Source organism: Streptomyces sp. NPDC046349 (assembly GCF_055587885.1).
Map to the genome: position 1 here is coordinate 31,608 of NZ_JBVJFK010000010.1, position 23,511 is coordinate 55,118.

Annotated in this window: 19 protein-coding genes; 9 read left to right on the forward strand and 10 right to left on the reverse strand. The window is 73.2% G+C overall.

The features are described 5' to 3' along the window. Positions 1-59 precede the first annotated feature (59 nt). The 6 genes from ACZ6JS_RS23495 (at position 60) to ACZ6JS_RS23520 (ending at position 3,502) form a co-directional block, all read left to right on the forward strand. On the forward strand, positions 60-359 hold the full coding sequence (locus ACZ6JS_RS23495; protein ID WP_469300609.1) for a WhiB family transcriptional regulator: 300 nt from the start codon (positions 60-62) through the stop codon (positions 357-359). A gap of 179 nt (positions 360-538) precedes the next feature. Beyond that, on the forward strand, positions 539-1,234 hold the full coding sequence (locus ACZ6JS_RS23500; protein ID WP_469300611.1) for a HemK2/MTQ2 family protein methyltransferase: 696 nt from the start codon (positions 539-541) through the stop codon (positions 1,232-1,234). After that, positions 1,212-1,451, forward strand: coding sequence for a CDGSH iron-sulfur domain-containing protein (locus ACZ6JS_RS23505; RefSeq protein ID WP_469300613.1), 240 nt, complete (start codon positions 1,212-1,214; stop codon positions 1,449-1,451). Before ACZ6JS_RS23500 ends, ACZ6JS_RS23505 begins: the two co-directional genes overlap by 23 nt. Then, positions 1,448-2,497, forward strand: coding sequence for an iron-containing redox enzyme family protein (locus ACZ6JS_RS23510; RefSeq protein ID WP_469300615.1), 1,050 nt, complete (start codon positions 1,448-1,450; stop codon positions 2,495-2,497). Before ACZ6JS_RS23505 ends, ACZ6JS_RS23510 begins: the two co-directional genes overlap by 4 nt. Before the next feature lie 219 nt (positions 2,498-2,716). Continuing rightward, complete coding sequence (locus tag ACZ6JS_RS23515) at positions 2,717-2,923, forward strand: hypothetical protein (RefSeq protein ID WP_469300617.1); 207 nt, start codon at positions 2,717-2,719, stop codon at positions 2,921-2,923. Between the two features lie 291 nt (positions 2,924-3,214). Next, positions 3,215-3,502 (forward strand): hypothetical protein, encoded by a 288-nt coding sequence (locus ACZ6JS_RS23520; protein ID WP_469300619.1) that lies wholly within the window; start codon positions 3,215-3,217, stop codon positions 3,500-3,502. Between the two features lie 106 nt (positions 3,503-3,608). On the opposite strand, the gene ACZ6JS_RS23525 is transcribed toward ACZ6JS_RS23520, so the two are convergent. The 3 genes from ACZ6JS_RS23525 to ACZ6JS_RS23535 all read right to left on the reverse strand — a co-directional run bounded on the left by ACZ6JS_RS23525 (position 3,609) and on the right by ACZ6JS_RS23535 (position 4,738). Next, positions 3,609-4,004, reverse strand: coding sequence for a hypothetical protein (locus tag ACZ6JS_RS23525; protein WP_469300620.1), 396 nt, complete (start codon positions 4,002-4,004; stop codon positions 3,609-3,611). Positions 4,005-4,042: 38 nt separating this feature from the next. Beyond that, the gene (locus ACZ6JS_RS23530; protein ID WP_469300622.1) at positions 4,043-4,240 is read right to left on the reverse strand and encodes a three-helix bundle dimerization domain-containing protein; all 198 of its coding nucleotides are present in this window, start codon (positions 4,238-4,240) and stop codon (positions 4,043-4,045) included. A gap of 105 nt (positions 4,241-4,345) precedes the next feature. Next, positions 4,346-4,738: a winged helix-turn-helix transcriptional regulator gene (locus tag ACZ6JS_RS23535; protein WP_469300624.1), complete on the reverse strand. Its 393-nt coding sequence runs from the start codon at positions 4,736-4,738 to the stop codon at positions 4,346-4,348. A 98-nt stretch (positions 4,739-4,836) separates the two neighbouring features. Between ACZ6JS_RS23535 and ACZ6JS_RS23540 the strand changes: the two genes are divergently transcribed. After that, on the forward strand, positions 4,837-5,244 hold the full coding sequence (locus tag ACZ6JS_RS23540) for a RidA family protein (RefSeq protein WP_469300626.1): 408 nt from the start codon (positions 4,837-4,839) through the stop codon (positions 5,242-5,244). 355 nt (positions 5,245-5,599) lie between these two features. Here ACZ6JS_RS23540 and ACZ6JS_RS23545 read toward each other — a convergent pair whose 3' ends face one another. The 3 genes from ACZ6JS_RS23545 to ACZ6JS_RS23555 form a co-directional block, all read right to left on the reverse strand. Continuing rightward, the gene (locus ACZ6JS_RS23545) at positions 5,600-7,360 is read right to left on the reverse strand and encodes a methyltransferase (RefSeq protein ID WP_469300628.1); all 1,761 of its coding nucleotides are present in this window, start codon (positions 7,358-7,360) and stop codon (positions 5,600-5,602) included. Between the two features lie 130 nt (positions 7,361-7,490). After that, complete coding sequence (locus ACZ6JS_RS23550) at positions 7,491-8,714, reverse strand: 4-hydroxybenzoate 3-monooxygenase (RefSeq protein WP_469300629.1); 1,224 nt, start codon at positions 8,712-8,714, stop codon at positions 7,491-7,493. An 808-nt stretch (positions 8,715-9,522) separates the two neighbouring features. After that, positions 9,523-11,445, reverse strand: coding sequence for an FHA domain-containing protein (locus ACZ6JS_RS23555; protein WP_469300631.1), 1,923 nt, complete (start codon positions 11,443-11,445; stop codon positions 9,523-9,525). 169 nt (positions 11,446-11,614) lie between these two features. On the opposite strand from ACZ6JS_RS23555, the gene ACZ6JS_RS23560 reads away from it, so the two are divergent. Then, on the forward strand, positions 11,615-13,120 hold the full coding sequence (locus ACZ6JS_RS23560; protein ID WP_469300633.1) for a serine/threonine-protein kinase: 1,506 nt from the start codon (positions 11,615-11,617) through the stop codon (positions 13,118-13,120). Positions 13,121-13,134: 14 nt separating this feature from the next. Here the strand turns inward: ACZ6JS_RS23560 and ACZ6JS_RS23565 are convergent, their stop codons facing one another. Both ACZ6JS_RS23565 and ACZ6JS_RS23570 read right to left on the reverse strand, forming a co-directional pair. Continuing rightward, complete coding sequence (locus ACZ6JS_RS23565; protein ID WP_469300634.1) at positions 13,135-14,376, reverse strand: NAD(P)/FAD-dependent oxidoreductase; 1,242 nt, start codon at positions 14,374-14,376, stop codon at positions 13,135-13,137. A gap of 422 nt (positions 14,377-14,798) precedes the next feature. Then, complete coding sequence (locus ACZ6JS_RS23570; RefSeq protein WP_469300636.1) at positions 14,799-15,080, reverse strand: hypothetical protein; 282 nt, start codon at positions 15,078-15,080, stop codon at positions 14,799-14,801. Positions 15,081-15,943: 863 nt separating this feature from the next. Here ACZ6JS_RS23570 and rph point away from each other — a divergent pair. Then, on the forward strand, positions 15,944-18,532 hold the full coding sequence (gene rph / locus ACZ6JS_RS23575; protein WP_469300637.1) for a rifamycin-inactivating phosphotransferase: 2,589 nt from the start codon (positions 15,944-15,946) through the stop codon (positions 18,530-18,532). A gap of 102 nt (positions 18,533-18,634) precedes the next feature. On the opposite strand, the gene ACZ6JS_RS23580 is transcribed toward rph, so the two are convergent. Together ACZ6JS_RS23580 and ACZ6JS_RS23585 are read right to left on the reverse strand one after the other, a co-directional pair. Further along, positions 18,635-21,694, reverse strand: a complete 3,060-nt coding sequence (locus ACZ6JS_RS23580; RefSeq protein WP_469300639.1) for a condensation domain-containing protein — start codon at positions 21,692-21,694, stop codon at positions 18,635-18,637. Beyond that, positions 21,684-23,510: a non-ribosomal peptide synthetase gene (locus tag ACZ6JS_RS23585; RefSeq protein ID WP_469300641.1), complete on the reverse strand. Its 1,827-nt coding sequence runs from the start codon at positions 23,508-23,510 to the stop codon at positions 21,684-21,686. Before ACZ6JS_RS23585 ends, ACZ6JS_RS23580 begins: the two co-directional genes overlap by 11 nt. Position 23,511: the final 1 nt, after the last annotated feature.

A 23,511-nucleotide genomic window follows, 5' to 3' on the forward strand; every position in this document is an offset into this window, starting at 1 on the left:
TTCATCGGCGCAAACGCGAACAGACGTGCGCGCAGGACACCGACGTCAAGGAGCCAGCGATGCCGAATCCCTCCCGCCTCCCGGACCCCCTGCTGCAGAACTGGGCCTGGCAAGCCGAAGCGGTCTGCCGTGAGGTGGGGTCGGAGCCGTTCTTCGATCCGGCGGAGGAGGGACGCAGGGACCGGAAGGAACGCGACCGGCAGGCGAAGGCGGTGTGCGGGTCCTGCCCGGTGGTCAAGGCCTGTCTGCGTCATGCCCTCGCCACGCAGGAGCCGCATGGTGTCTGGGGCGGCCTCACGCCCCAGGAGCGTCGCCGGCTCCTCCCCCCGGCGGGGACGGCGGCGGCCCCCTCGGCCTGACCTGGGGACGGATGACGACTGCGGGGGCCCGGGGCGCCGCCCGGGGGTCCGGCCCGGACGAGAGGCCCACCGGCTGCCACGGGTAGAGCGTCCGTCTGCGGGTAGCCGCCACAGCAAACACACCAGCCACAACGTGCCCGCCGGCACCGGTAGAGCACGACCGACCCGGGAGATCATCGATGGCGTCCGCACTCACGGCAGCAGGACCGGCCGCGCCCGCCGGCCTCTACGTCCCGTCCGGGGTCTACCGGCCGCAGGCCGACACCGGACTGCTCGCGCGGGCCCTGGCACACGAGGGCATCGGTCCCGGCACGGACGTCATGGACATCGGCACCGGATCGGGCGCCCTCGCGCTCCTGGCCGCGTCCAGAGGAGCCCGTGTCACGGCGGTCGACGTCTCACGCAGGGCCGTCGCGGCAGCCCGCCTGAACGGCATCCGGCTCGGGCTGCCCCTGTGCGTGCTCCATGGCGATTTCGCCGCCGTGACCCGCGGCCGGCGCTTCGACATCGTCCTGGCGAACCCCCCGTACGTCCCTTCGCCCCGGGCCCGCCTGCCCGGGCACGGCCCCGAGCGCGCATGGGAGGGCGGCGAGGCCGGGCGCCAGGTCATCGACAGGATCTGCGAGCGGGCCGCGGCGCTGCTGCGCCCGGGGGGCGTCCTGCTGATGGTGCATTCCGCCCTGTGCGGATCCCGGACGACGGTGGAGGACCTGCGCCGGAGGGGACTGTCCGCACAGATCACCATGCGGGCGGTCGTGCCCTGGGGACCCGTGCTGCGCTCCCGCCGGGCCTGGCTCGAGGAGCAGGGGCTCGTGGGCGCCGGCGAGGACCGGGAAGGGCTGGTGGTCGTCCGTGCCGAACGACCCGGCCGCTAGCCGGCGCGTCTCCATGGAACGGGGCGGCCCCGTCGTGGTGGAAGGCCCGGTCGAAGTCGTGCTCGAGGACGGCACCGTGGTCCGGTCCGACCGCTTCGCGGTCGCGCTGTGCACCTGCCGCCGCAGCCGAACCTACCCGTGGTGCGACACCAGTCACCGGCGGCGCGAACACCGCACCGCGACGGAACACACCCCTGAGGAAGGAGGCCGCCCGTGAACGCGTCCGCTCCCCCGCGCGCCACGACCGTGCCGGCGCCGGCGCTCGTCGAAGGCCGGGGGGATGTCTCGGCCGTCGTGGTCGATGCCCTGCGCACCGGCCGGCCGCCCGTGCACGATCCCGCCGCGCTCCTGCGAGCCGACCCCTGGGGCGAGGATCTGCAGCTGGCCCTGCACCTGCTCTACGAGCTCCACTACCGGGGCTTCGCGGGCGTCGACGACGACCGGGAATGGGATCCGGACCTGCTCCGGCTGCGCCGGGCGCTGGAGACCCGCTTCCTGCACGCCCTGCGGGCCGAGCTCCAGGACGCGCCGCGCTCCGTCGAGGAGGCCTTCGCACCCCTCCTCGTCGAACCCGTCGACCTCTCGGGCAGCGTCAGCCGCTACCTCGAGACCGACGGCGAGCTGTGGCAGCTGCGCGAGTACGCGGCCCTGCGCTCTCTCTACCATCTGAAGGAGGCCGACCCCCACCTGTGGGTCGTACCCCGGCTGACCGGCCGCGCCAAGGCGGGCATGGTGGCGGTTGAGTACGACGAGTTCGGCGCCGGAAGGGCCGAACGCGTCCACGCACGGCTGTTCGCCGCGCTCATGGCGGACCTGGGCCTGGACACGTCGTACGGCGCCCACCTCGACCGGGCGCCGGCCGTACTGCTGGCCACCGTCAACCTGATGTCCCTCTTCGGCCTGCACCGCGCCCTGCGCGGGGCCCTGGTGGGTCACTTCGCCTGCGTCGAGATCACCTCCTCGCCCGGATCACGCCGTCTCGCCGCGGCGATGCGCCGCTGCGGCGCCGGACCCGCGGCCGAGCACTTCTACGCGGAACACGTCGAGGCCGACGCCGTGCACGAGCAGGTGGTCCGGCGGGAGGTGGTCGGCGGCCTCCTCGCCGACGAGCCGGAGTTGGAGCCCGACATCGCCTTCGGCTGCGCCGCGACGGTCCTGCTGGAGGAACGCCTGGGCGCCCACCTCCTCGGCGCCTGGGCGGAGGGGCGCTCGGCCCTGCGCACCACGGACATGGACGCCGCCTCGGCTGTCGTGCAGAGGTGACCGGGCAGCCCGCGCCCGGCACCTGCGGCCCAGGAGCCGGTCTCCGGGGGCTCGGACCCCCGGTGAAGAGCCGCCTCGGGCCGCGGGTCGGACGGCCGTGTCCCCGCGAGGCATCCGGCCCGCCTCGCGGTGCTCCCGGGCGGCGCCCATGCTGGTAGGCAGGGCACCTTCGGCCCGTCCTCCCACAGGGCCGAGCGGCGAGCCCGAGAGGAGGAAGCCATGCGCATCCGCAGAACGCTGGGCCTCATCCTGGCCGCAGCGACCCTTGCAGGCACGGGCGCGGTCGGAGCCGTCAGCGCCCAGGCCGCCCCGTCCCCCACCCTCACCAGGGAGGAGTGCACGGCCGCGGGCGGACAGGTGACGTCCATCCCCTACGGCGGCGACACCTGCACCCTGCCCGACGGAAGCCGCGAGCCGATCGACTGACGGGCGCTCGTCGGCCTCCCCATGAGCTCCTGCACCCCGCCCCGGCAGCCGCCCCCAGCCGCCGGGGCACCGGTGGAACTCATGAGGCGGCGGGCGCGGCGGGACGGGGCCCGGGCCGGCACGGGGTACGACTCCGACCCCCTGACGAGCCACCGCCGACGGCACTGACGGCACTGGCGGCACTGGCGCGGGTGAGCCCCAATTGGCCTCGTAGCGAAGGGAATCAGCCTCGCGAAGGGCTGTGCCGGGAAGGAGCCGGACGCGGCTCCTTCCCGAAGTACGCTGACCCGCATGACCGATACCAGCACAAACGACGAGCAGGTGTACGCCGACCTGCGCGCCCTGACGGACCAGTACATGCAGGCCGTCCGTGCACGCCTCGCCGAGATCGAGTCCCCGCTCACACGTGAGCGCGGCGCCCGGCTGGTCACCGACGACATGCTCACCGGCGCCAAGCAGGCCAAGCTCATACGCAGCGCCGCCATGGGCGAGTTGAAGCAGGGTCGCACCCCGAAGCAAGTCGCGGAACTGACCGGGCTGTCGGTGCCCCGGGTCGACCAGTTGCTCAAGGCTCAGTGAGCCGGACCGCCCGGGCGGGCCGGGACGGCGAGGCCGGCGGGGCCACCGCCGCGTAGGCCCGCCGGGATCCCGGGAGCGGCCGCGGGACCCGTTCCGCCTCCGGGCCTCAGCCGGCCATGCTGCCGGCTCCGCCGCCCCCGCGGCCGCCGCGGTACGTCGCGTGCAGGGCGACAGCGGCCGTGGCCGCGGCGGCGATCCCCGCGGCCATGAGGCCGTCGCGTGAGCGCCAGGAGAGCACCGACCAACGGGACTGCGCGGACAGCACCGACCCCAGGCTGAGCCAGGAACCGGCGGACAGCAGTGAGAGGGAGGACCCGATGGACGCGGCGGAGAGGGCGGAGCCCACGGATCCGACGGACAGCACCGAGCCGACCGATCCGATCGACAGGACCGAGCCGACGGACCCGATCGACAGGACCGAGTCCTTGGACCAGAGGGAGAGGTAGGACCTGTCGTGCCGACAGCACGGCTTGGCCTCCACCGACGCAGGCGGTTTGGTCACGAGGTTCATTCTGTCACCCAGGTGGTCGTCCGCAGCCGCTATTCGTCGGCAGGCAGCAGGTCCTGCGCCCTGCGTTCCATCAGTACCGGCAGGTAGGTGCGGACCCGCGCGTACCTCAGCTCCTCGTACGCGGTCTGTACGGAACTCTGCACCAGGCCGGCGTCGACCTGCGGGTGCGCTTTCATCAGCCGCTCGGCGACGTCGCCGATGGTCAGTGCGTCCTCTGGATCCGCCATCACACGCCTCAGCCTCCTGGTGGCCTGTCCCCCCCTCATCTTCGCGGGGCGGCCGTCCGCCGGGAAGTCGATCTTTCAACGTACCGCGCGGCTCGTCGGCCGTGCTCACCCGGCTTCCGGCGCGTCCGTGCGGTGGCGGGCGGCCTCGATGTGACCGAGGTGGCGGTGGGTCCAGTCGCACAGCGCGTCGATCGTCACCAGCAGGGCCCGCCCCGGTTCGGTGAGGGCGTACTCCACCCGTGGCGGCACCACCGGGTACACCGTCCGCTCGATCAGCCCGTTGCGCTCCAGCATGCGCAGGTTCTGGGTGAGCATCTTGTGGCTGATGCCCTCGACCTCGTTGCGCAGCTGACTGAAGCGCAGGGTCCGCTCCCCCAGGGCCTCGATGATCAGAAGAGCCCATTTGTTGGCGATGTCGGAGAAGATCTCCCGCGCCAAAGAGTCCGCGCGCCGCAGATCCGCGTCGTCCGGCGAGCCTGTGAACTGCTTGGTAACCACGAGGTTCCCCAGTCACTGAAAAGTGCGTACTTCCACGTCGGCACACACTCTCCTACGGTTCCCGAGTAACCACAAGAGAGCCAGAGGAGACGGACGACATGGCCATCACCCTGATGAACCCCACCGGACTGCCGAAGGTCGACGCCTACCGGCAGGTGTCGATCTCGACCGGGTCGAAGCTCGTATTCATCGCCGGGCAGGTGTCGTGGGACGCCGATGGCGTCACGGTCGGCGAAGGCGACCTCGCCGCGCAGGTCGAACAGTGCTACCTCAACGTCGGCATCGCCCTGGCCGAGGCCGGCGGTTCCTTCGAGGACGTGGCGAAACTGACCGTCCACGTCGTCGACTGGACCCCCGACAAAATGGCCATGCTGATGGAGGGCATCACCCGCGCGGCCGGGAAGCTGGGCGTCGCACCGGCTCCGCCGGCCACCCTCCTGGGCGTGGCGGCCCTGGACGTGCCGGAGCACCTGGTCGAGCTCGAAGCCGTCGCCGTCCTCGACTGACCGGCCGCCCCCGGCCGGGCGTCCCGGGTCGCCACCGCGGTGGCGGATCGCCGTCGGCGGCGGGACGGTCCCTGGCCGGGCGCTCGCCGGCCGCCGCCGGCCGCCGCCGGCCGTGGACCCCGACCGTCGGCCGGCGATCCGACCCGCTGCCGGACACCGCCCACGGGCGGCCCCGGCGGATGGTCCGCACCGAGCCGGAGCCTTACGGCCGGCGTGACGGCCCGGGCCTTGGCCGTGGGCCGGCCCGGACCGGCGGCTTCGCGCCGGGGCACCGTCCGCGCCCACCCTCGCCGCAGATTGCGGAGCGGTCCGGGAGCGGACAGTTCCACGTGGCGCTGGTGCGAACGGTGCCGCCTCAGCACCGCCCCGTGACGGCCTGCGCTGCCGCTGCTCCGCGGCCGTGCAGCACGTGCGCGTCCAGCGGCAGGGGGCGGTGGCCGACGAGCTCGAGGCCCGCGTCGGCGAACAGGCGCGCGTAGTGGTCGGCGCTGCGTTCGCGGCCCCCCACGTTGCACAGCATGTGCAGGTCCCAGGCGGTGGCCAGCGAGGGGGAGCCGTCGACGGGCAGGAGGCGTTCCACGACGAGCAGGTCCGCGTGGGCGGGCATCGCCCGGGCGCAGTGGTGCAGGATCTCGCGGCAGCGGTCGTCGTCCCAGTCGTGCAGGACGCGGGAGAGGACGTAGACGTCGCCGCCGGGCGGCACGTCGGCGAAGTCCCCCGTGCGGTACGCGCAGCGCGCCCCGCAGCCCGCGGCGTCGAGGCGGCGCCGGGCGGCCTCGATGGCGTGCGGGCGTTCGAGCAGGACGCCGCGCAGGCGCGGGTGTGCGGTGAGGATCCGGCCGAGGAGTTCTCCGTTGCCCCCGGCGACGTCGACGACGGTCGCGGGTGCGGGCCCGGGCTTCTGGGCGGCGGCGGTGATGACCGGATGAGTGGGCAGGGGCTGGAACATCCGTGAGCTCGCGGCCATGGACTGGTCGAAGAGGGAGGCGAGTTCAGGGTCGCGGGCGAAGTGGTCGAAGTGGTTCTCGCCGTGGATCCGGTCGAAGGCCGGCTCTCCGGTCCGCACGGCGTGGTCGAGCGCGCCGAAGGAACGGTAGAAGGGGCCGCCGTACATCAGGGCCAGCGGCCGCATCGACCCGGGCGTGTCCGTACGCAGCAGGGCGCCGAGCTGCGTCAGGCGGAATCCTTCCTGCTCCTCGGCGACGGCTCCGAGCATGACCAGGTAGCGCAGGAGCGTGGCGAGGCTCCGGGGATGGGTGCCGGTCGGCCGGGCGAGGTCCTCGGCGTGCTGCGCGGTACGCGTGTCCATGGCGTCGGGCAGGCCCAGCCGGGCGAAGGCGGCGAGAGCTTGTGTGGTCCACGCACCGGTGAGGAGGTGGAGGAGTGTTTCGGCCGGCTGTCGCGCGTCATGGAGGGGGCGGTCGCACCGGCCGGGGTGGTCCAGATGGGTGGCGAGGGTGTCGCGGTGGTCGCCCCGTGCGTACAGTTCCAGCCGCCCGTAGTCGCAGGCGGCGGCGGTGGGAAGGGTGAAGTACAGGACAGTGCCGTCCTCGTGCGGGTTGTAGCCGCCGCCGTCGGGCCGCGCGCCGTGGCGGACCAGGATGGCGCACAGGCCACGCAGCGCCAGTGGCTCCGGGCGCTCGATCTCGAAGGCGAGGTGGGCCTCGTGCCGGCGGGCGCGTTCGTAGGCGGCGATCGGTTCCAGGCAGGAGTGCGGGGGCACGGTCAGGGCGAACACCTCGACCGCGCGCCGTTGCCCGGCTGAGCCGTACACCCGGGGGCGCAGGATCCGGACGTCGAGTTCTGCCGGGTCGCGTCCGTGGCGCCGGGCGAGGCGTTCGCGGACCACCACGCTGGGGTGCGAGGGGGTGTCGACGTCCAGGCCGCAGGCGGCGAGTTGGGCCCGGAGGCTGTCCGCGTCCGGCGGAAAGAGCAGCAACCCCGCGTGGGCGAAGCGGCAGTGCCCGGCCAGCGCCTGCAGATCCGGGCCTTCGAGGCCGGGCAGGAGGAGAGGGAGCAGCGCGGCGCTGTCGTGCTCGCGGACGAACCGGGCGGCCTCGCGCAGGCAGGCGATGTCGTCCAGAAGCAACGTTTTGTCGGGGAGGGTCGTCGTCATCGTGGGGGTGTCCTCGGGCCGGTACGGGGCTGGGCTGGGCGGGGCGGGGTGAAGCCGGTGGCGGGTCGGGGTGAAGCCGGTGGCGGGCGGCGCGTCCGGCGGTGTTGAGGGATCGGTGCGCCGCGGTGCGTCACACGCCGACGTAGTTCTCGGCGAACCAGTCCTGGTGGATGCGTGAGGTGCGCAGCGAGTCGAGCCGGGAACGCTGCAGGGCGGCGTGGAAGAACGATCCGCCACCGGTGCCTTGGTCCTGCTCGGGCACCGCGTGCAGGAGGCGGGTCATCCACCCGGTGAACTCCTGGGCCCGCCAGATGTGTGCCAGGCAGCGGTCCGAGTACGCGTCGAGCCCCGCGGTGTCCCCTCGGGCGAGGGCATCGACGAGGGCTCCCGCCAGGATCTCGGCCTCCAGGACGGCCAGGTTGGCGCCCTTCGCGGCGGCCGGAGCGAGCAGGCTCGCCGCGTCGCCCGCAAGGAAGAGCGAGCCGTGGCGCAGCGGTTCGACGACGTCGCAGGTCAGGTCGAAGACCCCGCGCTCCAGGAGTCCGCCGCGTCGCAGCGGGCCGTGGTCCGCGGCGCGCATGCGGACGTCGAGCTCGTCCCAGACGCGTTGCTCGGGCCAGGCGTCGGCGGGCGTGCCGCGCTGCCACTGGAGGTAGTAGCGGGTGACCTCCGCGCTGCGGGCCATGTGTCCCGCGAAGCCGCGGGCGTGGATGGCGTATCCGACGGCGTCAAGGCTCGGCGGGGTTGCGGCGAGCAGGCCGAGCCAGGTCACGCCGTGGTCGTGATGGTGGTGGCGTACGGCGCCCGGCGGCAGTGAGCGGCGGGCCGCTCCGTGCCGGCCGTCGCAGCCGGCGACGTACCGGGCGGTCCACCGGGTGGGCCGGCCGTCGGGCTCGCGGGTCGTGACGGACGGACGGGCGCTGTCGGCGTCGCGCACGGCGAGGCCCTCGGTGCGGAAGCGGATGCGTCCGCCGATGTCGAGGTAGCGGGTCAGGAGGTCCGTGACCAGGTGCTGCTGCGGGTAGACGTGGTGCAGGCCGCCCTGGCCGAGTGCTCCGTAGTCGAGGCGGAACCGGCCGTCCTCCGTGCGGAACTCGCACGTGCCGTGGCGGCGGCCGTTGCGGTGCAGACCGTCGGCGAGCCCGTGGCGTTCGAGGATCCGCACGGTGTTCGGAGCGAGGAACCCGGCGCGGGCCCGGGTCTGCACATGGGTGCGGGAGGCGCGCTCCAGGATGACGCAGTCGATTCCGGCGGCCTGCAGCAGGACCCCGACGACGAGCCCGGCGGGGCCTGCACCGAGGACGACCACGTCGGCAGATTCACATGACGTGCGGGAGGTGTGACTTTCCGTCATAACGGGTGAAGCATAAGCACGCCAAGATCCACAGACCTACCCGAGCCATCCGAAGGCGGGAATAGAGTGACAATCGGCATGGCCGCCTCTGCCCTCTGACCCTGGGACCCACTGCCCGATTCCGCGGCCCTGCGGTGGTGCGCGCCGGGCGTACGGGAGCACGCGCACACTCCCTCGCGCTCCGGCGCGGGCCCTGCCGTTCGGCGTACGGCCGAGGCCCCGGCGGCCGGAGCCGGGCCGCGGCCGTACCCGGCCGTGCGCGCCCTCGGCCGTGCGCCTCCCCCCGGCCGGGCCGATGGTGCACCGACCGGCCGGCGGCGTCGTGACGTGGGCGACCGCGGTCCAACCGCCCGGGCGCCGCCCGGTCTGCCCACCGGCGATCCGGTACTGGACCGAACAGGCCCGCCACCGGCCCCGGCCCCGGCAGTGAGCCCAGCTCGGCAGTGACACCCTTGCGGGACGCCCCACTCGCGCGGCCGGGGGATGATTCGGCACCGCAGAGCGACGCCCGCGGCCCGGAACGACGCCGCACCGCCCTTCCGGTGCGGCCCGCCCCTCATCCGACACAGCCGCCCCGGCCTTCGACCGCCCCGTCCGCGCCGTGGACCGAGCCTGCACGTCCGCAGCAGGGCCCAAGTCTCGGAAGGCCGAGGGCTGTCCCGCAATCCCGGCAGGTCAGCGCGGCGTCGGATGCGGTGCCCCGCAAGGCGGAGGAGCGACCTCGTACCGGGTGCTTCCGGGCGTTCCGACAAGGCAGCGAGGCGCCGTAGCTGTCGCCGTGCGCCCGCCGGTGCTTACGGGACCGCCCTCAGGCCAGCGGCTCCAGGAGGCTGCGGGGGTCGGCCGGGCGGGGAACGTAGACCGGGGAGTCCGACTGGTAGAAGAGGTCGATGTCCGCCTCCTCTCCCCCGACGATCAGGGTGTCCCAGGCGCCGCTCTCCCGCAGGGTGCGCAGGGTGGCGGGGGCGATCGGGGCGAGGTGGGCGCGGAGTTCCCCGTCCGTGGGCAGGCCCGGAAGCCGGGACGCCAGCCGGTCGCGGATCCCGGCCATCCGGTCGAGCAGCACGTCCAGGTCGCTCCCGCCCGGGGCGTCGGAACCGGCGGCATCGGCGGCGCCACCGGCTTCCGCGCTGCGCGCGATGATGTCCTTGATGGCGCGGGTGACGCCGTGTTCGTCCGTGGTGACCATGGCGTTCCAGGCCCGGCTCTTGTGCCGGTACTGGAGCATGGACATGGCGGCCTCGTGCCGGATGAAGTCGGCATCCCGCAGGGGTCTGCCCTGCCAGGCCCGGCTGAGTGAACGCGCCAGCGAAGTGGCCGATGCGAGGCCGCTGTTGAGGCCGCGGCCCGGCCAGAAGTGGATGGCGTTGGCCGCGTCGCCCAGCAGGAAGCCGTAGGTGCCGGGGGCGGTCGCGGTGGGCCGGTGCAGCTGCGCGGTGAAACGGGGGCGCTGCACCATGTCGAGCCGGAACGAGGTGATCGCCGTCAGGTCGTCCTCGGCCACGCCGAACAGGGCGAGGCCCTGCCGGATCTCCTTCCACAGCGGGGAGCCGCGCAGGAGGGCGGGCAGGAAGAGCGTGCCGTGGGTGGGACAGCGGAACTCGTTGTCCTCCTCCTGCCGGCTCATCAGGCAGGGGCGGGACGCGATGCACTCCTCGAAGACGTGGCGGACCGGGTCGATGCCGATGACGTTCCTGGCCTCCTCCCTGGTGAGCCGCATGTTCAGGAAGCCTTCGCCCCGCAGGGAGTTGAGGAGGAAGCGGTTCTGCGACACCGTCAGCAGCACGCTCATCGGGTCCGGCAGTTTCGACTTGACCCGCAGTCCCAGCACGATGTCCTGAAGGTGCTCGCCGTCGAGGGAGTAGATCGAGGCGTCGGCCGCGCCGAAGCGGTCGGCGTAGTGCTCGCGGGTGCGGGAGCGGCCGCCTTCGCCGACGACCAGGACGTGTTCCTGGGTGATCCGGTTCTGCTGCTCCGTCACGTCGAAGCGCTTGGCGACGAGCCGGATCGCCGGCCTCCGGTTCGCCAGTTCCAGGAGCCGGTCCTCGATGTGGGCGATCCTGATGTTGCGGGGCGGGTGGCCGTCGACGGAGTCCGGACCGACGGGCCACATCTCGCTGTAGGCGCCCGCGTCGTCGAACAGCGCGCCGCGGACCTCCTCGGAGAGGGCGAGGTACTGCCGGCTCTGGACGGTCACGACCTGCTGGCGGCGGAAGTTGCCCTGGGTCTCGTCCTTCCAGACGACCGCGGTGCCCTTCCTGGTCCAGCGCCCGTCGTAGACGGTGATGGCGCTCCGGCCGGGCAGCATCTCGTCGAGCGCGAGGGCGAAGGCCAGGCCCACGGGGCCGCCGCCGGTGACGGTGACCCGCAGGGTCCCGGGGTCGGCGGCGCCCGCTCGGGGCAAGTCCATGAGGGAGAGGTCCATGACCGTCTCCATGGAGTCCTGCGCTTCATAGAGGAACGTTTCGTCACCGATCCGTATGCAGTCGCTCGGACGCAGTACGTGCCGGGTGATGCGCTGGTCGTTGACGAACGTGCCGTTGCGGCTGTCCCGGTCGTACAGCACGAACCCGGCGTCCTCCGTGAGGATTTCGGCGTGCAGCCGGGAGGCGCTGGGGCTGACGATCACGACGCTGTTGTCGCTCTTGCGCCCGAAGCTGAGGGGCCCGCCGCCCAGGACCACGCTCTGCCCGGTGAACGGACCCGTGCACCCAACGATGACCGATGCCACTGCACACCCCTTGAAAACGATGCCGCTGAATCCTCGTACGACGACAACACGCCACAGAGAAGGTCTTCGGTTCAACCAATTTCGAGAAACTTCCGAGTACCGCTGAACCGGGAGCCGGGTCCGTACGTGATGTTCGCGTCGGCCGGCGATACGAGGGAGACCCGCCCCCATGCACAACGAAGAATCCGAGACCCTGACGGAGACCGCGCTCGCGGCCACCACGGCGGTGACCAGCACAGGTACCGCCAACACTGCGGTGACGACAGCGGGTACGGCGGGTGGCGGCGTGCTGATCGCCAACCGCTACCGCCTGCTGTCCCGGCTCGGAGAGGGCGGCATGGGCACCGTGTGGCGGGCCCACGACGAGACCCTGCACCGGGAGGTCGCCGTCAAGGAGGTACGGGCCCCGGCCGGCCTGGGGTCCGGTGACATCGCGCGGATGTACAGCCGGCTGGAGCGTGAGGCGTGGGCGGCCGCCCGAATACCCGACCGCAACGTGGTGACGGTGCACGACGTGGTCATGGAGGACGACCGGCCCTGGATCGTGATGGAACTGATCCGCGGACAGTCGCTGGCCGATCTGCTGCGGGCCCAGGGACCGCTCACCCCGCGACACGCCGCGCACATCGGCGCGGAGGTACTGGGCGCGCTGCGCGCCGCGCACGCCGCTGGGGTGGAGCACCGGGACGTGAAGCCCGCGAACGTGCTGCTCGCCGAGGACGGGCGGGTGGTGCTCAGCGACTTCGGCATCGCGATGGTCGAGGGCAGCACCGCCCTGACCATGACCGGCGAGGTGGTCGGCTCCCCCGAGTACCTGCCGCCGGAGCGGGCGCTGGGCCGCCCCTCGGGGCCCGAGTCCGACCTGTGGTCCCTCGGCGTGATGCTGTACGCGGCCGTGGAGGGGACCTCCCCGTTCCGGCAGGACACCGCGCTGAGCACCCTGCGGGCCGTGGTGGACGAAGAACCTCCTGCGCCGAACCGGGCCGGCCCGCTCACCCCCGTCATCGCCGGGCTGCTCCGCAAGGAGCCGGCCGAGCGGACGCCCGCCGCCGAAGTCGCCCAGGCCCTGAGGGACATCGCGCACGGGCCGGATGCCACCACGACCGCCTCTGTGACGACGGCGGCGGCCGTGACCCGCCTCCCCGAGGAGCCGGCCGCCACCATGGCGGCGGAACCCTTGCCCGACCCCCCTGCCGAGCCCCTGGTGGTTTCGGGCCCGCCCCGCCGGCGCCGGACGGCTGCCTTCGTCGCCGCCGGCGCGGCCGCCTGCCTGTTGATCGCCGGCGGGCTCGCCTACGCCCTCACCCGCGACGGCGACGGCGGGGGCACCGCGTCCGGTTCGGGCGTGCGGGTGTCGGTGACGGGCACGAACACGACCTACAGCGGCAGTTGCCCGACCCCCGACGGCCGGGCCCCGGCGTTCACCGCGACGTTCACCGCGCCCGCGCCGACGCTGATCTCCTACCGCTGGGTGTCCGGCGACGGCTCGGTGGTGGATCCCCAGTGGCGCACCATGTCGATCGGGGACAAGGCCAACCCCACCGGACGCGACACCATACGCCTGGCGACCTACGCGAAGACGGGCACCCTGACCACGGGGATGGCCGTGGAACTCCAGAGTCCCACCCGCGCCCTCTCCAACCCGGTCCCCTTCTCCATCACCTGCATCGCCTGACCCCGTCCCGCCCCTCAGCGCCGCAGGTCGGTCAGCACTTCACGAGCGGCCCGCGCGCCGGAGGCCAGCGCGCCCTGGACGGAACCGGTGGCGCGGTGGTCCCCGCAGACGTACCGGCCCGGCGCCACGCGCGTGGTGCGGGTGAGCGGGTGCGGCGGGGCCATGGCGGGCAGCGCGTCCTCGATGGTGCGGACGGTGAGGAGGTCCCAGTCGTCCGTATCGGTTCCGTACGCCTCGCCGAGAGCGGCCCGCAGTCCGCGTTCGCGGCCCTGCCCGTCCCGGCCGAGGACGGACGTGGCGACGAGGGCGTGGCCGGGCGGGGCGTAGGAGGACACGACGTCGCTGAGGACACAGGTGTTGAGGAAGCGGCGGCGGGTGTCCACGAGCAGCGTCGGCTCGCCGAGGGGGGACCGCGGAGCGACGTGGTAGTACGTCGTCACGATCCGGTAGGCGGGCAGGGCGACCTCCGGAAGCAGCGTGGGGACGGCCCCGGGACCGGTGGCGACCACGACGGCGCGCGCGGGGATCTCCTGTCCCCCGGCGGTCAGCGCACCGTCGCCCGTGAGCGCTGCAACGGCGGTCTCCAGGCGTACGGTGTCCCGTGGCAGAGCAGCCGCGAGGGCCTGCGGGACCGCCGCGATGCCCTCGGTCGGCAGGCAGATGGTGCCGCGCAGCATGCTCCGCCAGACCAGGTGGAACACCCGGGCCGAGGTCTCCAGTTCGTCCTCCAGGAAAACCCCTGAAACGAAGGGGCGGAAGAACCTCTCGACGAACGCTTCGGAGATCCCCGCGTCGGCGAACGCGGTGCGGGCGGTGGTGTCCGGACGCCGTTTGAGCCGGCCTGGCGGCAGCAGCATGTCACGGGCGGACAGCAGGCCCAGGGCGGCCAGGTCACGCGGGCCGGCGAGGCGGCCCGAGAGCAGTCCGGGAAGCGCGCGCGGCCGCCGGGTGGGATCGCTGAAGCTGAGCCGGCCGGTCGGAGTGTGGACGAGGAAGCCGGGTGTGAAGGGCCGCAGTCGGAGTTCCTTCAGGTCGAGCCTGCGCCGGAGCTGGGGGTAGGCGGTGTTGAACACCTGGAACCCTCGGTCCACCAAGAAGCCGCCGATCCGGTCCGAACGCATCCGGCCGCCGACCGCGTCGCCCGCCTCCACCACCCGTACGCCCATGCCGGCCGCCAGCAGGTCCCGGGCGCACGCCAGCCCGGCGACACCGGCCCCGACGACCAGTACGTCCGTCGCGTCCAGGGGTGCGGACATACGACCACCTCTCTCCCGTGTCGGTGCGGCGCGTGCCGCCCCTCCACTGTGTTCCGCGTATCGCCCGGGCTCGGATGCGACACCGGCCGGCGGCCCGACCGCCGCCCGTCCGGACCCCTGGGGCCCGCGTCGACGGCCTCCGACCGACAGGAAGCGGTCCTTTCGGTGATGAGGTCGGGACGGCGAAGCCAGAGTTACGCGGGCAGGCAGCTCGGGCCCACAGCCGTCTCCGGGCGCGCGGCCGACCTGACACCCGCTCAGCCACGGCAACCGGCAACCGTAACGCGGTGTCAGACGCGGCCGCAGGAAGGTTGCGTACACGACCCCCGAGGGGGAGCATCGAAAGACGCTCCGGGAAGACGTTTCGGGCGTCTTCCCGGAGCGCCGGGTTTGTGACTGACGGGCTGGCCGTCAGTCACGGGTCACACCTTGGCGAGCGAGCACGCCGTCTGCGCCAGCGCCGGCGGAACCGCCGAGACGCTCGTGAGGAGCAGGCGACACAGGGCCGAGTCGGCCGGCAGGCCGGAGCCGCCGATCGTGCAGGCGAGGTTGATGTCGGTGCTGGAGAAGCCGAAGGCGGCGAGGTAGGTGGTGCAGTCGCTCGGCGCGGCCTGGGCGGGCGGGGCCGAGACGACGGCGAAGCCGCCGAGGGCGAGAGCGCCAACGGCGATGCTCGCGATACGGGCGCGCATGGATCCCTTCATCTTTTCCTCCGAGGGGATAGGTTTCACCGGCGGTCGCTCCTCCGGCGCAATCAAGAGGTTAGAGAGAGATCTTGCAGAAATGGCAGAAAAAAGGATGGAAATATCCGGCAGGCGGGCGTAAGGGCGCAATGCCGCCTACTTTTGTTCCAGGGGGACTCTCTTCGGCCGCGTGACGCCGGAAAGGCCAACGAACCCGTGGGGCGCATGATGCTGAACACATCTGAGATATGATCATTCAATAGCAGGAATCTTGCATTCCCGTTCATCCACGGCAGATTCGATCCGGTTCAACTCGGCCGAAACACACCCCTTCACCTATGCCGGGTGAATAGTCCTCGGCGTTCGCCCGAGAGGGCGATGGTACGAGAATCAGTTCTGGGCGCGGGCGGCGGCGCGCGGCGACCGGCCGTCGCAGAGGCCGTCGAGGTCCGCGGCGAAGAGCGGGGTGGGGCCGAAGCCCATGCCGGCGAAAGGGTCGGCGAGTTACGGTGACAGGGCGCCGTGCAGGCGGGCCCTGAGAACCAGGAAGCGGTGGAGGGCGGGGGCTGGGCGGCATGGCCGCCGGCCCACTCACGACGCTCCCCCAGGTGGGCGAGTTCCCCCTGCGGCCGTCTCGTCCGCGCGCGCCCCGGGTCGCTCGAACCTGGGCCGGAAACGACGAAGGCGAGGAGAACGCTCTCCTCGCCACTGTCAATTTATAGCGCGCCGGGGGGCTTGCCGCAAGGCCCGGGCCATGGCGCAGAATCACCGATCGAAGCCACGACCTGCGGAAACGGGGACATGAAGTGCGGGATGAGCGGAATCGGCGGGATGAGCGGGATGAGGACGTGCGTGTCGAAGGGGGCGCAGCGCACGAACGGTATGTGTGGGACCTTCAGGAAGTCGACGAGACACAGGTCTCGGTCGTCGGCGGCAAGGGAGCGCACCTGGGCGGACTGTCGCGCATCGAGGGAGTCCGGGTGCCGCCCGGCTTCTGCGTGACCACGGAGGCCTTCCGGCGGGTCGTGTCGGGGGCCCCGTCGCTCGACGCCCTGCTCCGCCGGTTGTCCCGGGTGGACCCGGACGACCGGGAGGCGGTCCGCACCCTCAGTGCACAGGTCCGCCGGATCGTCGAGGCGATCGCCGTACCGGACGATCTCGCGGCCGCGATCACCGGCGCGCTCGCCCGGCACGGCGAGCAGGCCGCCTACGCCGTGCGGTCCAGCGCGACGGCGGAGGACCTGCCGACGGCCTCCTTCGCCGGCCAGCAGGACACGTACCTCAACGTCGTGGGTCGCGAGGCGATCCTGCGGCACGTAGGCCGGTGCTGGGCCTCGCTGTTCACCGAACGGGCCGTCACGTACCGCAGGAGGAACGGCATCGACCACCACACGGTCCACATGGCCGTGGTCGTGCAGCGGATGGCCTTCTCGCAGGCGTCCGGCATCCTGTTCACGGCCCACCCGGTCACGGGCGACCGCAGGACCGCCACCGTGGACGCCGGCTTCGGCCTCGGCGAGGCCCTGGTCTCCGGCCTGGTGAACCCGGACGTGTTCACGGTACGGAACGGGGAGGTCGTCGACAGGGCGATCTCCGCCAAGCAGCGTGCCGTACACGCCCTGCCGGACGGCGGTACGCGTGAGGTGGCGGTCGAGCCGGAGCGGCAGGAGCAGCCCGCGCTGACGGATGCGCAGGCCGTGGAACTCGTCCGGCTCGGACGGCGCATCGAAGCGCACTTCGGCCGCCCGCAGGACATCGAGTGGTGTCTGGTCGACGGCGGCTTCCAGATCGTTCAGAGCAGGCCGATCACGACGCTCTTCCCGATTCCCGACACCGGCGACCGGGACAACCACGTCTACGTCTCCGTCGGCCACGGGCAGATGATGACCGACCCCATGAGGCCGCTGGGGTACTCGATGTGGCAGCTGACCGCCATGGTGCCGATGCACGAGGCCGGCGGAAGGCTGTTCGTCGATGTCACCCGGCGCCTGGCCTCGCCCGCCAGCCGCGCCGCTCTCCTGGACGCCCTCGGGAAGGCCGACCCGCTGGTGAGGGACGCCCTGGAGACGGTCATCGGGCGGGACGGCTTCGTCCCGTCGCTACCGGACCCCGGTCCCGTCGTACCACCGGACGGCGGTGGGGCGCCCGCCCCGATCGAGACCGATCCGGGCATCGTCGCCGAGCTGATCGAGCGCAGCCGGGAGTCGGTCGCAGCGCTGGAGCGGGACATCCGGACGAAGACCGGGCCGGCGCTCTTCGACTTCCTGTCGGAGGCCTTCGAGGAGCACAAGCGGGTCCTCGGTGATCGGCTGAGCATGCAGGCGGTCATGGCGGGGATGGACGCCACGGCTTGGCTGGGCGACAAGCTGCAGGAGTGGCTGGGCGAGAAGAACGCCGCCGACACGCTGACGCTGTCCGCCCCCCACAACATCACCTCGGAGATGGGCCTGGCGCTGCTGGACGTCGCGGACGTGATCCGCCCCCACGCGGAGGTGGTGGCATTCCTGCTGGACGTCGAGGACGACAACTTCCTGGACGAACTGGCGAAGCTTCCGGGCGGCACCGAGGCGCGCGACGCGATCGGGGACTACCTCGACCGGTACGGCATGCGCTGCGTCGGCGAGATCGACATCACGAGGCCGCGCTGGGGCGAGCGGCCCGCCATGCTGCTGCCCGTGCTCCTCGACAACGTGCGGAACTTCGAACCGGGCGCCGCCCGGCGGCGCTTCGAGCAGGGCGCGCAGAAGGCCCGGCGGAAGGAACAGGAGGTACTGTCCCGCCTGCGGGACCTGCCGGACGGGAACCGCAAGGCCGACGAGGCCAAGCGGATGATCGACCGGGTCCGGACCTTCATCGGGTACCGCGAGTATCCGAAGTACGACATCATCAGCCGCTACTTCGTCTACAAGCGGGCTCTGCTGGAGGAGGCGGGCCGCCTCGTGCGCGCGGGCGTGGTCGCCGAGGCGGAGGACGTCTTCTACCTCACCTTCCAGGAACTGCACGATGTCGTGCGCGCGCAGCGGCTGGAGGACCCGGAGCTGATCCGGCGGCGCCGGGAGGCCTTCACCGCGTACCACGCGCTCACGCCGCCCCGCGTGCTCACCTCGGACGGCGAGGCCCTCACCGGGGCGTACCGGCGCGACGACGTGCCGGCCGGCGCCCTGGTGGGTGTACCGGTGTCCGCCGGGACCGTCGAGGGAAGGGCACGCGTGGTCCTGGACATGTCGGACGCCGACCTCGAAGCGGGCGACATCCTGGTGACGGCCTTCACCGACCCCAGCTGGTCACCGCTGTTCGTCTCGGTCGCGGGTCTGGTGACGGAGGTGGGCGGTCTGATGACCCATGGCGCGGTGATCGCCCGTGAGTACGGCCTGCCGGCGGTCGTCGGCGTGGAGCGGGCGACCCGGACGATCCGGGACGGACAGCGGATCCGCGTGCACGGCACCGACGGGTATGTCGAGATCCTGTCCTGACCGGGCCTCTCCTCGCGAGTGCTGCCAACCCGGACTCGAATCCGCCGGGAAGTGACGGCCGCGCCCGGAGCCTCCTGCGGGGCTCAGGGCGCGGCGGGTGTGTCAGGCGGTGGCGTCGGCCATGGGGGCGATCATCTCCGCCAGCACCGTCCGGCGGTCCTCGCCGGGCCTGGGGCGGAGGGGGCGGGCCAGGCGGGCGCTGTCGTAGTGCCAGCGGTGGTCCAGGTCCCGGGGGACGGTCCCGGTCTCGTGGATGGCCGGCCGGGTGCCGAGCAGTTCCGTGAGGTCCTGGGCGAGGTCGTGCCACGAGACGTGGCCGCTGCACGCGTTGGCGACTCCGTGCACCGGCCGCTCCAGGCATTCGGTCACCGCGCGGGCCAGGGCGGCCGCGTGCACCCAGGCCGCGCCGTACCAGTCGTGTCCGCCGGTGCCGGGGCGGGGCAGTTCGATGGGCAGGCTCTGGGCGGCTGCCTGGTAGAGCGTGCCGATGGCGCCCCAGCGCAGCTGTTCGCGCAGCCGGTCGTGCGCCCCCCAGACGATCGGCGAGCGCACGGCGCTCGCTCCCCCGCGGCCACCGCTGCCCGCAGCGCGCAGGACCATGGCCTCGCAGTCGAGCTTGGCCTTGCCGTACGGGCTGACCGGCTCGTGGGGCGGCGCCTCCTCGGCGACCCGGTCCGTGCCGGGGTGGCCGTAGGCGTCGACGCTGCTGACGAAGACGAAGGGGCCACGCCGCCAGGCGTCGACCATCGCCTCCATCGCCGCCAGGTCCACGTCGTGCCGGGTGAAGGTGCAGGCGGCGTGGACGACCGCGTCCGCCTGAGCGACGGCGTCCTGTAGTCCTGCGAGGTCGCAGAGGTCGCCCTCGATGACGTCGACGCCCTCCGTGGCGATCAGGTGGGCGGACTCGGGCCGGGTCAGTGCCAGCACGGGGCGGCCCAGGGCGGCGAGTTCGCGAACGACGTAGGCTCCCACGCCGCCGGTCGCGCCGGTGACCAGCACCGTGCCCGGGCGGATGTCCCGGGAGCGGGGGGCCGGCCTGCTCGCGGTCCTCGCGGCGCTCTGCCGTGCCGCCCGTTCGTCGAGGAGCGCCGTCAGCGCCCGGGGTGTACGGGCCTGGAGTACGTCGAGGCCCGTGAGCGGCAGCCCGAGGTCCGTACGCAGCCGTTCGGCGAGCTGGACGGCCTTGAGGGAGTGGCCGCCCAGGGAGAAGAAGTCGTCGTTCGGCGACGGCCGGACCCCGAGCACGGCGGTGAAGGTCCCGGTCACCGCCTCGGCCCGGGGGGAGGCGGTGGCGCTCGGCACGGGCGCCCCGGGAAGCCGGTCCGGGTCGAGCGCGCCGTCGGCCGTGCGCGGTAGCGCGTCGAGGGGCGTGACAGCCGCGGGGACGGCCTCGGGGGCGAGCGAGCGCCGTAGCAGGCCGAGGAGTTCGTTTCCGGACGGGCCGGCGCTGTCGTGGAGGACGGCGTAGGCCACGGGCGGCCCTTGTGCGGGCTGGACCACCACGGCGTCGGCGACCTCCGGGTGGGCGCGCAGGGCCCGAGCAGCAGGGTGGGGATCGCCTTCCTGGGCGGAGCCGGCCGGGGCACCGTCGTCCGGATCGCCGCCGCCGTCGCCGCCGTCCCCGCCGCCGTCGCCGTCGCCGACAGGCTCGGCGGTGCCTTCCGTGCCGTCCGGCGTGGCGGCGCCCTGTTCCGGGGCGGGGAGGGGCAGCCCGCCGAGGGCGAGTTCCGGATCCGCCGCCACCGCGTGGAGGAGGGCCGCGAAGTCCCGTACCGCCGCCTCCGCCACCGTGTCGTCCAGCGTGTTCGCGTCGTACTGGACGAGCGCCTCGGGCCGATCGGGGTCGCCCAGGCCGAGCCCGTACGACAGGCTGAACTTGGCGCCGTCGGAGGGTACGTCGACGTACTCGGCCGAGGTGCCGGGCAGCCGGAGGACCGTCGGCTCCCCGAGCACGTCGGAGGTGACGCGGATCAGCGCGGTGCCGTCGGCGCCGCGCGCGCCGGCGCCGAGGCGCTCGAGGACGAGGTCGAAGGGGATGTGCCGGTGGCGCTGGGCTTTGAGGAGCGCGTCGTTGACGCGTTGCAGCAGTTGGGTGAAGGACGGGGCGCCGGAGACGTCCACCCGTACGGGCAGGGTGTTGACGCACAGGCCGACGAGGCCGCGCATGGCGGTGCCGCTGCGGTGGGTGCCCGCCACGCCGATGACGAGGTCGTCGTCGCCGGTGAGGCGGTGCAGCGCGGCGAAGGCCGCGGTGAGGGACACCGCGAAGAGCGTGGCCTGCCGCTGTGCGCCCAGTGCCCGCAGAGCCTCGGGCACGGTGGGTTCCAGGGGCACCCTGCGCACGGCTGCGGGACGCACGACCGCGGGCGGCTCCGCCACCGCCGGCCGGGGAAGGCGCGGCGGGGCGGCGTCGGCCAGCAGGTCGGCCCAGTGCTTCAGTTCGGCCTCGTAGCCGGCCAGGTCCTCGTGTTCGCGGCGCGCGTGGTCGGCGTACTGCGGTGCCGCCGTGAGCGGCTGCGGGTGGATTCCGCCGGTGGCCGCCGTGTAGAGGACCGCGAGTTCGGCCGCCACGATGTCCAGTGAGGCGCCGTCCATCGCGATGTGATGGAACGTCAGCAGCACGGTGTGGTCCTGCGGGCCGTGGCGCAGCACGAGTGCGTGTACGGCGTCGCCGGCGGCCAGGTCGAACGGCCGGGCCGCCTCGCGCCGCAGCAGCGTCGGGGCCTGCTCCTCGCCGGTGTCGACGACGTGGACGGGAACCGTGGGGGGCGTCGGGAGCACCTCCTGGCAGGGCTCGCCCTCCTGCTCCGCGTAGCGGGTGCGGAGGATGGCGTGCCGGGCCACCAGCGTGGTGAGCGCGGTGGCGAACGCGGCCACGTCGAACGGACCGCGCACACGGGTGGCGAACGGTACGTGGTACGAGTCGCCCGCGCCGCCGAGCCGCTCCATCAGCCACATGCGGCGCTGGGCGCGGGAGAGGGGGACACGGCCCGCCTGCGGGGCGTGTCCGTCCCGGCCCGCGACCGTGGCCGCGGCGGTGGTGCCGGCGGAGTCGGCGGGCTCGGCCGCCGTGCGCCTGGCCGTTCCGGCGCGGGCCCGGCGCAGCAGTTCCCGCTGGAGCTGCTGCCGGTCGCGGGCCGCGGAGTCGGCGTCAGTGGGCATCGCTGTGCTCCGGGGTCTCGGGGTGGAGGTCTTGATGGGAGGTCAGCAGGGCGCGCTCGACCAGCGCGGCCTGTGCGGCGACGGTGGGCGCGGCGAAGAAGTCGGCGAGGGAGATCTCCACGCCGAGTTCCTCGCGCAGGTCCTCGGTGACGACGAGGGCGAGCAGGGAATGGCCGCCGAGGAGCAGGAACTCGGCATCGGCGCTGGTGACCTCGATGCCCAGGGCTTGGCCCCACACCTCGGCGACGGCCTGCTCCAGCGGGGTCAGCCGTGCCGCCGACCCGTCGGCGGGGCCGGTCTCGGCGGTGTGCGCGCGTGCGGTCAGGGCGCGCCGGTCGACCTTCCCGGCCGGGGTGAGGGGCAGCCTCTCCAGCACGGTGACCGCGTCGGGGACGAGGTGGGCGGGCAGGACCGCGGTGAGCCGCTCCCGCAGCGCCGCGCCGGCGGGCACGGGGCCGGGCGCGGCGACGACGAACGCGACGAGGCGCGCCTCGGGGGTGCCGGCGCCGTCGACGGTGACGGCGGCGTCGTCCACGTCCGGCTGCTCGCGGAGGGCGTGTTCGACCTCGGCGGGTTCGATGCGGAAGCCGCGGACCTTCACCTGGTCGTCGTTGCGGCCGTGGAACTGGAGGACGCCGTCGGGGCGGAGGGAGGCGATGTCGCCCGTGCGGTAGAGGCGGCCTCCGGCTGAGGCATGCTCGACGAACCGCTCCGCGGTGAGCTCGGGCAGGCCGGTGTACCCGTGGGCGAGCCTGCTGCCGCCGATCCACAGTTCGCCCCGTTCGCCTTCGGCCACCGGGTGGCCGAAGGCGTCCAGGACGTGCGCCGTGGCCCCGCAGATGGGCTTGCCGATCGGTATCTGTGCCTCGCAGTCCTGCGGGGTGACCCGGTGGGCGGTCGCGAAGGTGGTCGTCTCGGTCGGTCCGTAGCCGTTGACGAGCTCCAGCCAGGGGAATGCGGTGAGTACTTCGCGGGCCTGCGCGGCGGCCATCGCCTCACCGCCCACGACGACGGAGCGGAGCTGGCCGAAGACCCGGGAGCGGCGCGCGGCGAGCTGGTGGAAGAGGGCCGTGGTGAAGAACGCCACGGTGACGCCGTGCCGTTCGACGTGCCGGGCGAGGTCCTCCAGGGAGGGCCGCTGCTCGGTGCAGACGACGACCGCGGCGCCGTTGGCGAGCGCGACCCAGACCTCGAACGTGGAGGCGTCGAAGGTCATGGGCGAGTGGAACAGGACGCGGTCGCGGCCGGTGAGCGTGACGTAGTCGGGCGCGGTGACCAGCTCGGCGACGGCCCGGTGCGGCACGAGGACGCCCTTGGGGCGGCCCGTCGAGCCGGAGGTGAACATGATGAACGCCGGGCTGTCCGGATCGGACCCGTCGACCGGTCGGCCGCTCGTGAGCGGCTCCTCGGGGAGGGCCAGGACGGGGCCGGGGAAGGCGGCGGCGTCCAGCAGCTTCGCGTCGCCGACGGTGAGCGTCACCTCCGCGTCGGCGATCACCGCCTCCGTGCGCGGCCGGGGCTGGGCCGGGTCGAGGGGTACGCACACGGCTCCGGACAGCCAGAGCCCGAGCTGCGCCACGACCGTGCGGTGGGAACGCGCCGTCAGCAGCGCCACTCGGTCGCCGCGGGCCACCCCGTGTTCGCGCAGGTGGCCCGCCAGGGCGTGGCCGGCCTGGAGGAGACGGCCGTAGGTGAGGGTGGTGTCGCCGTCCACGACGGCGAGGGCGTCAGGGCTCAGCCGGGCGTGCCGCGCGACGAGTGCCGGCAGGGTGGTCGCCGGGGGCGAGGCTGCCGGGGTCGTGTCGAGCGTCGTCATG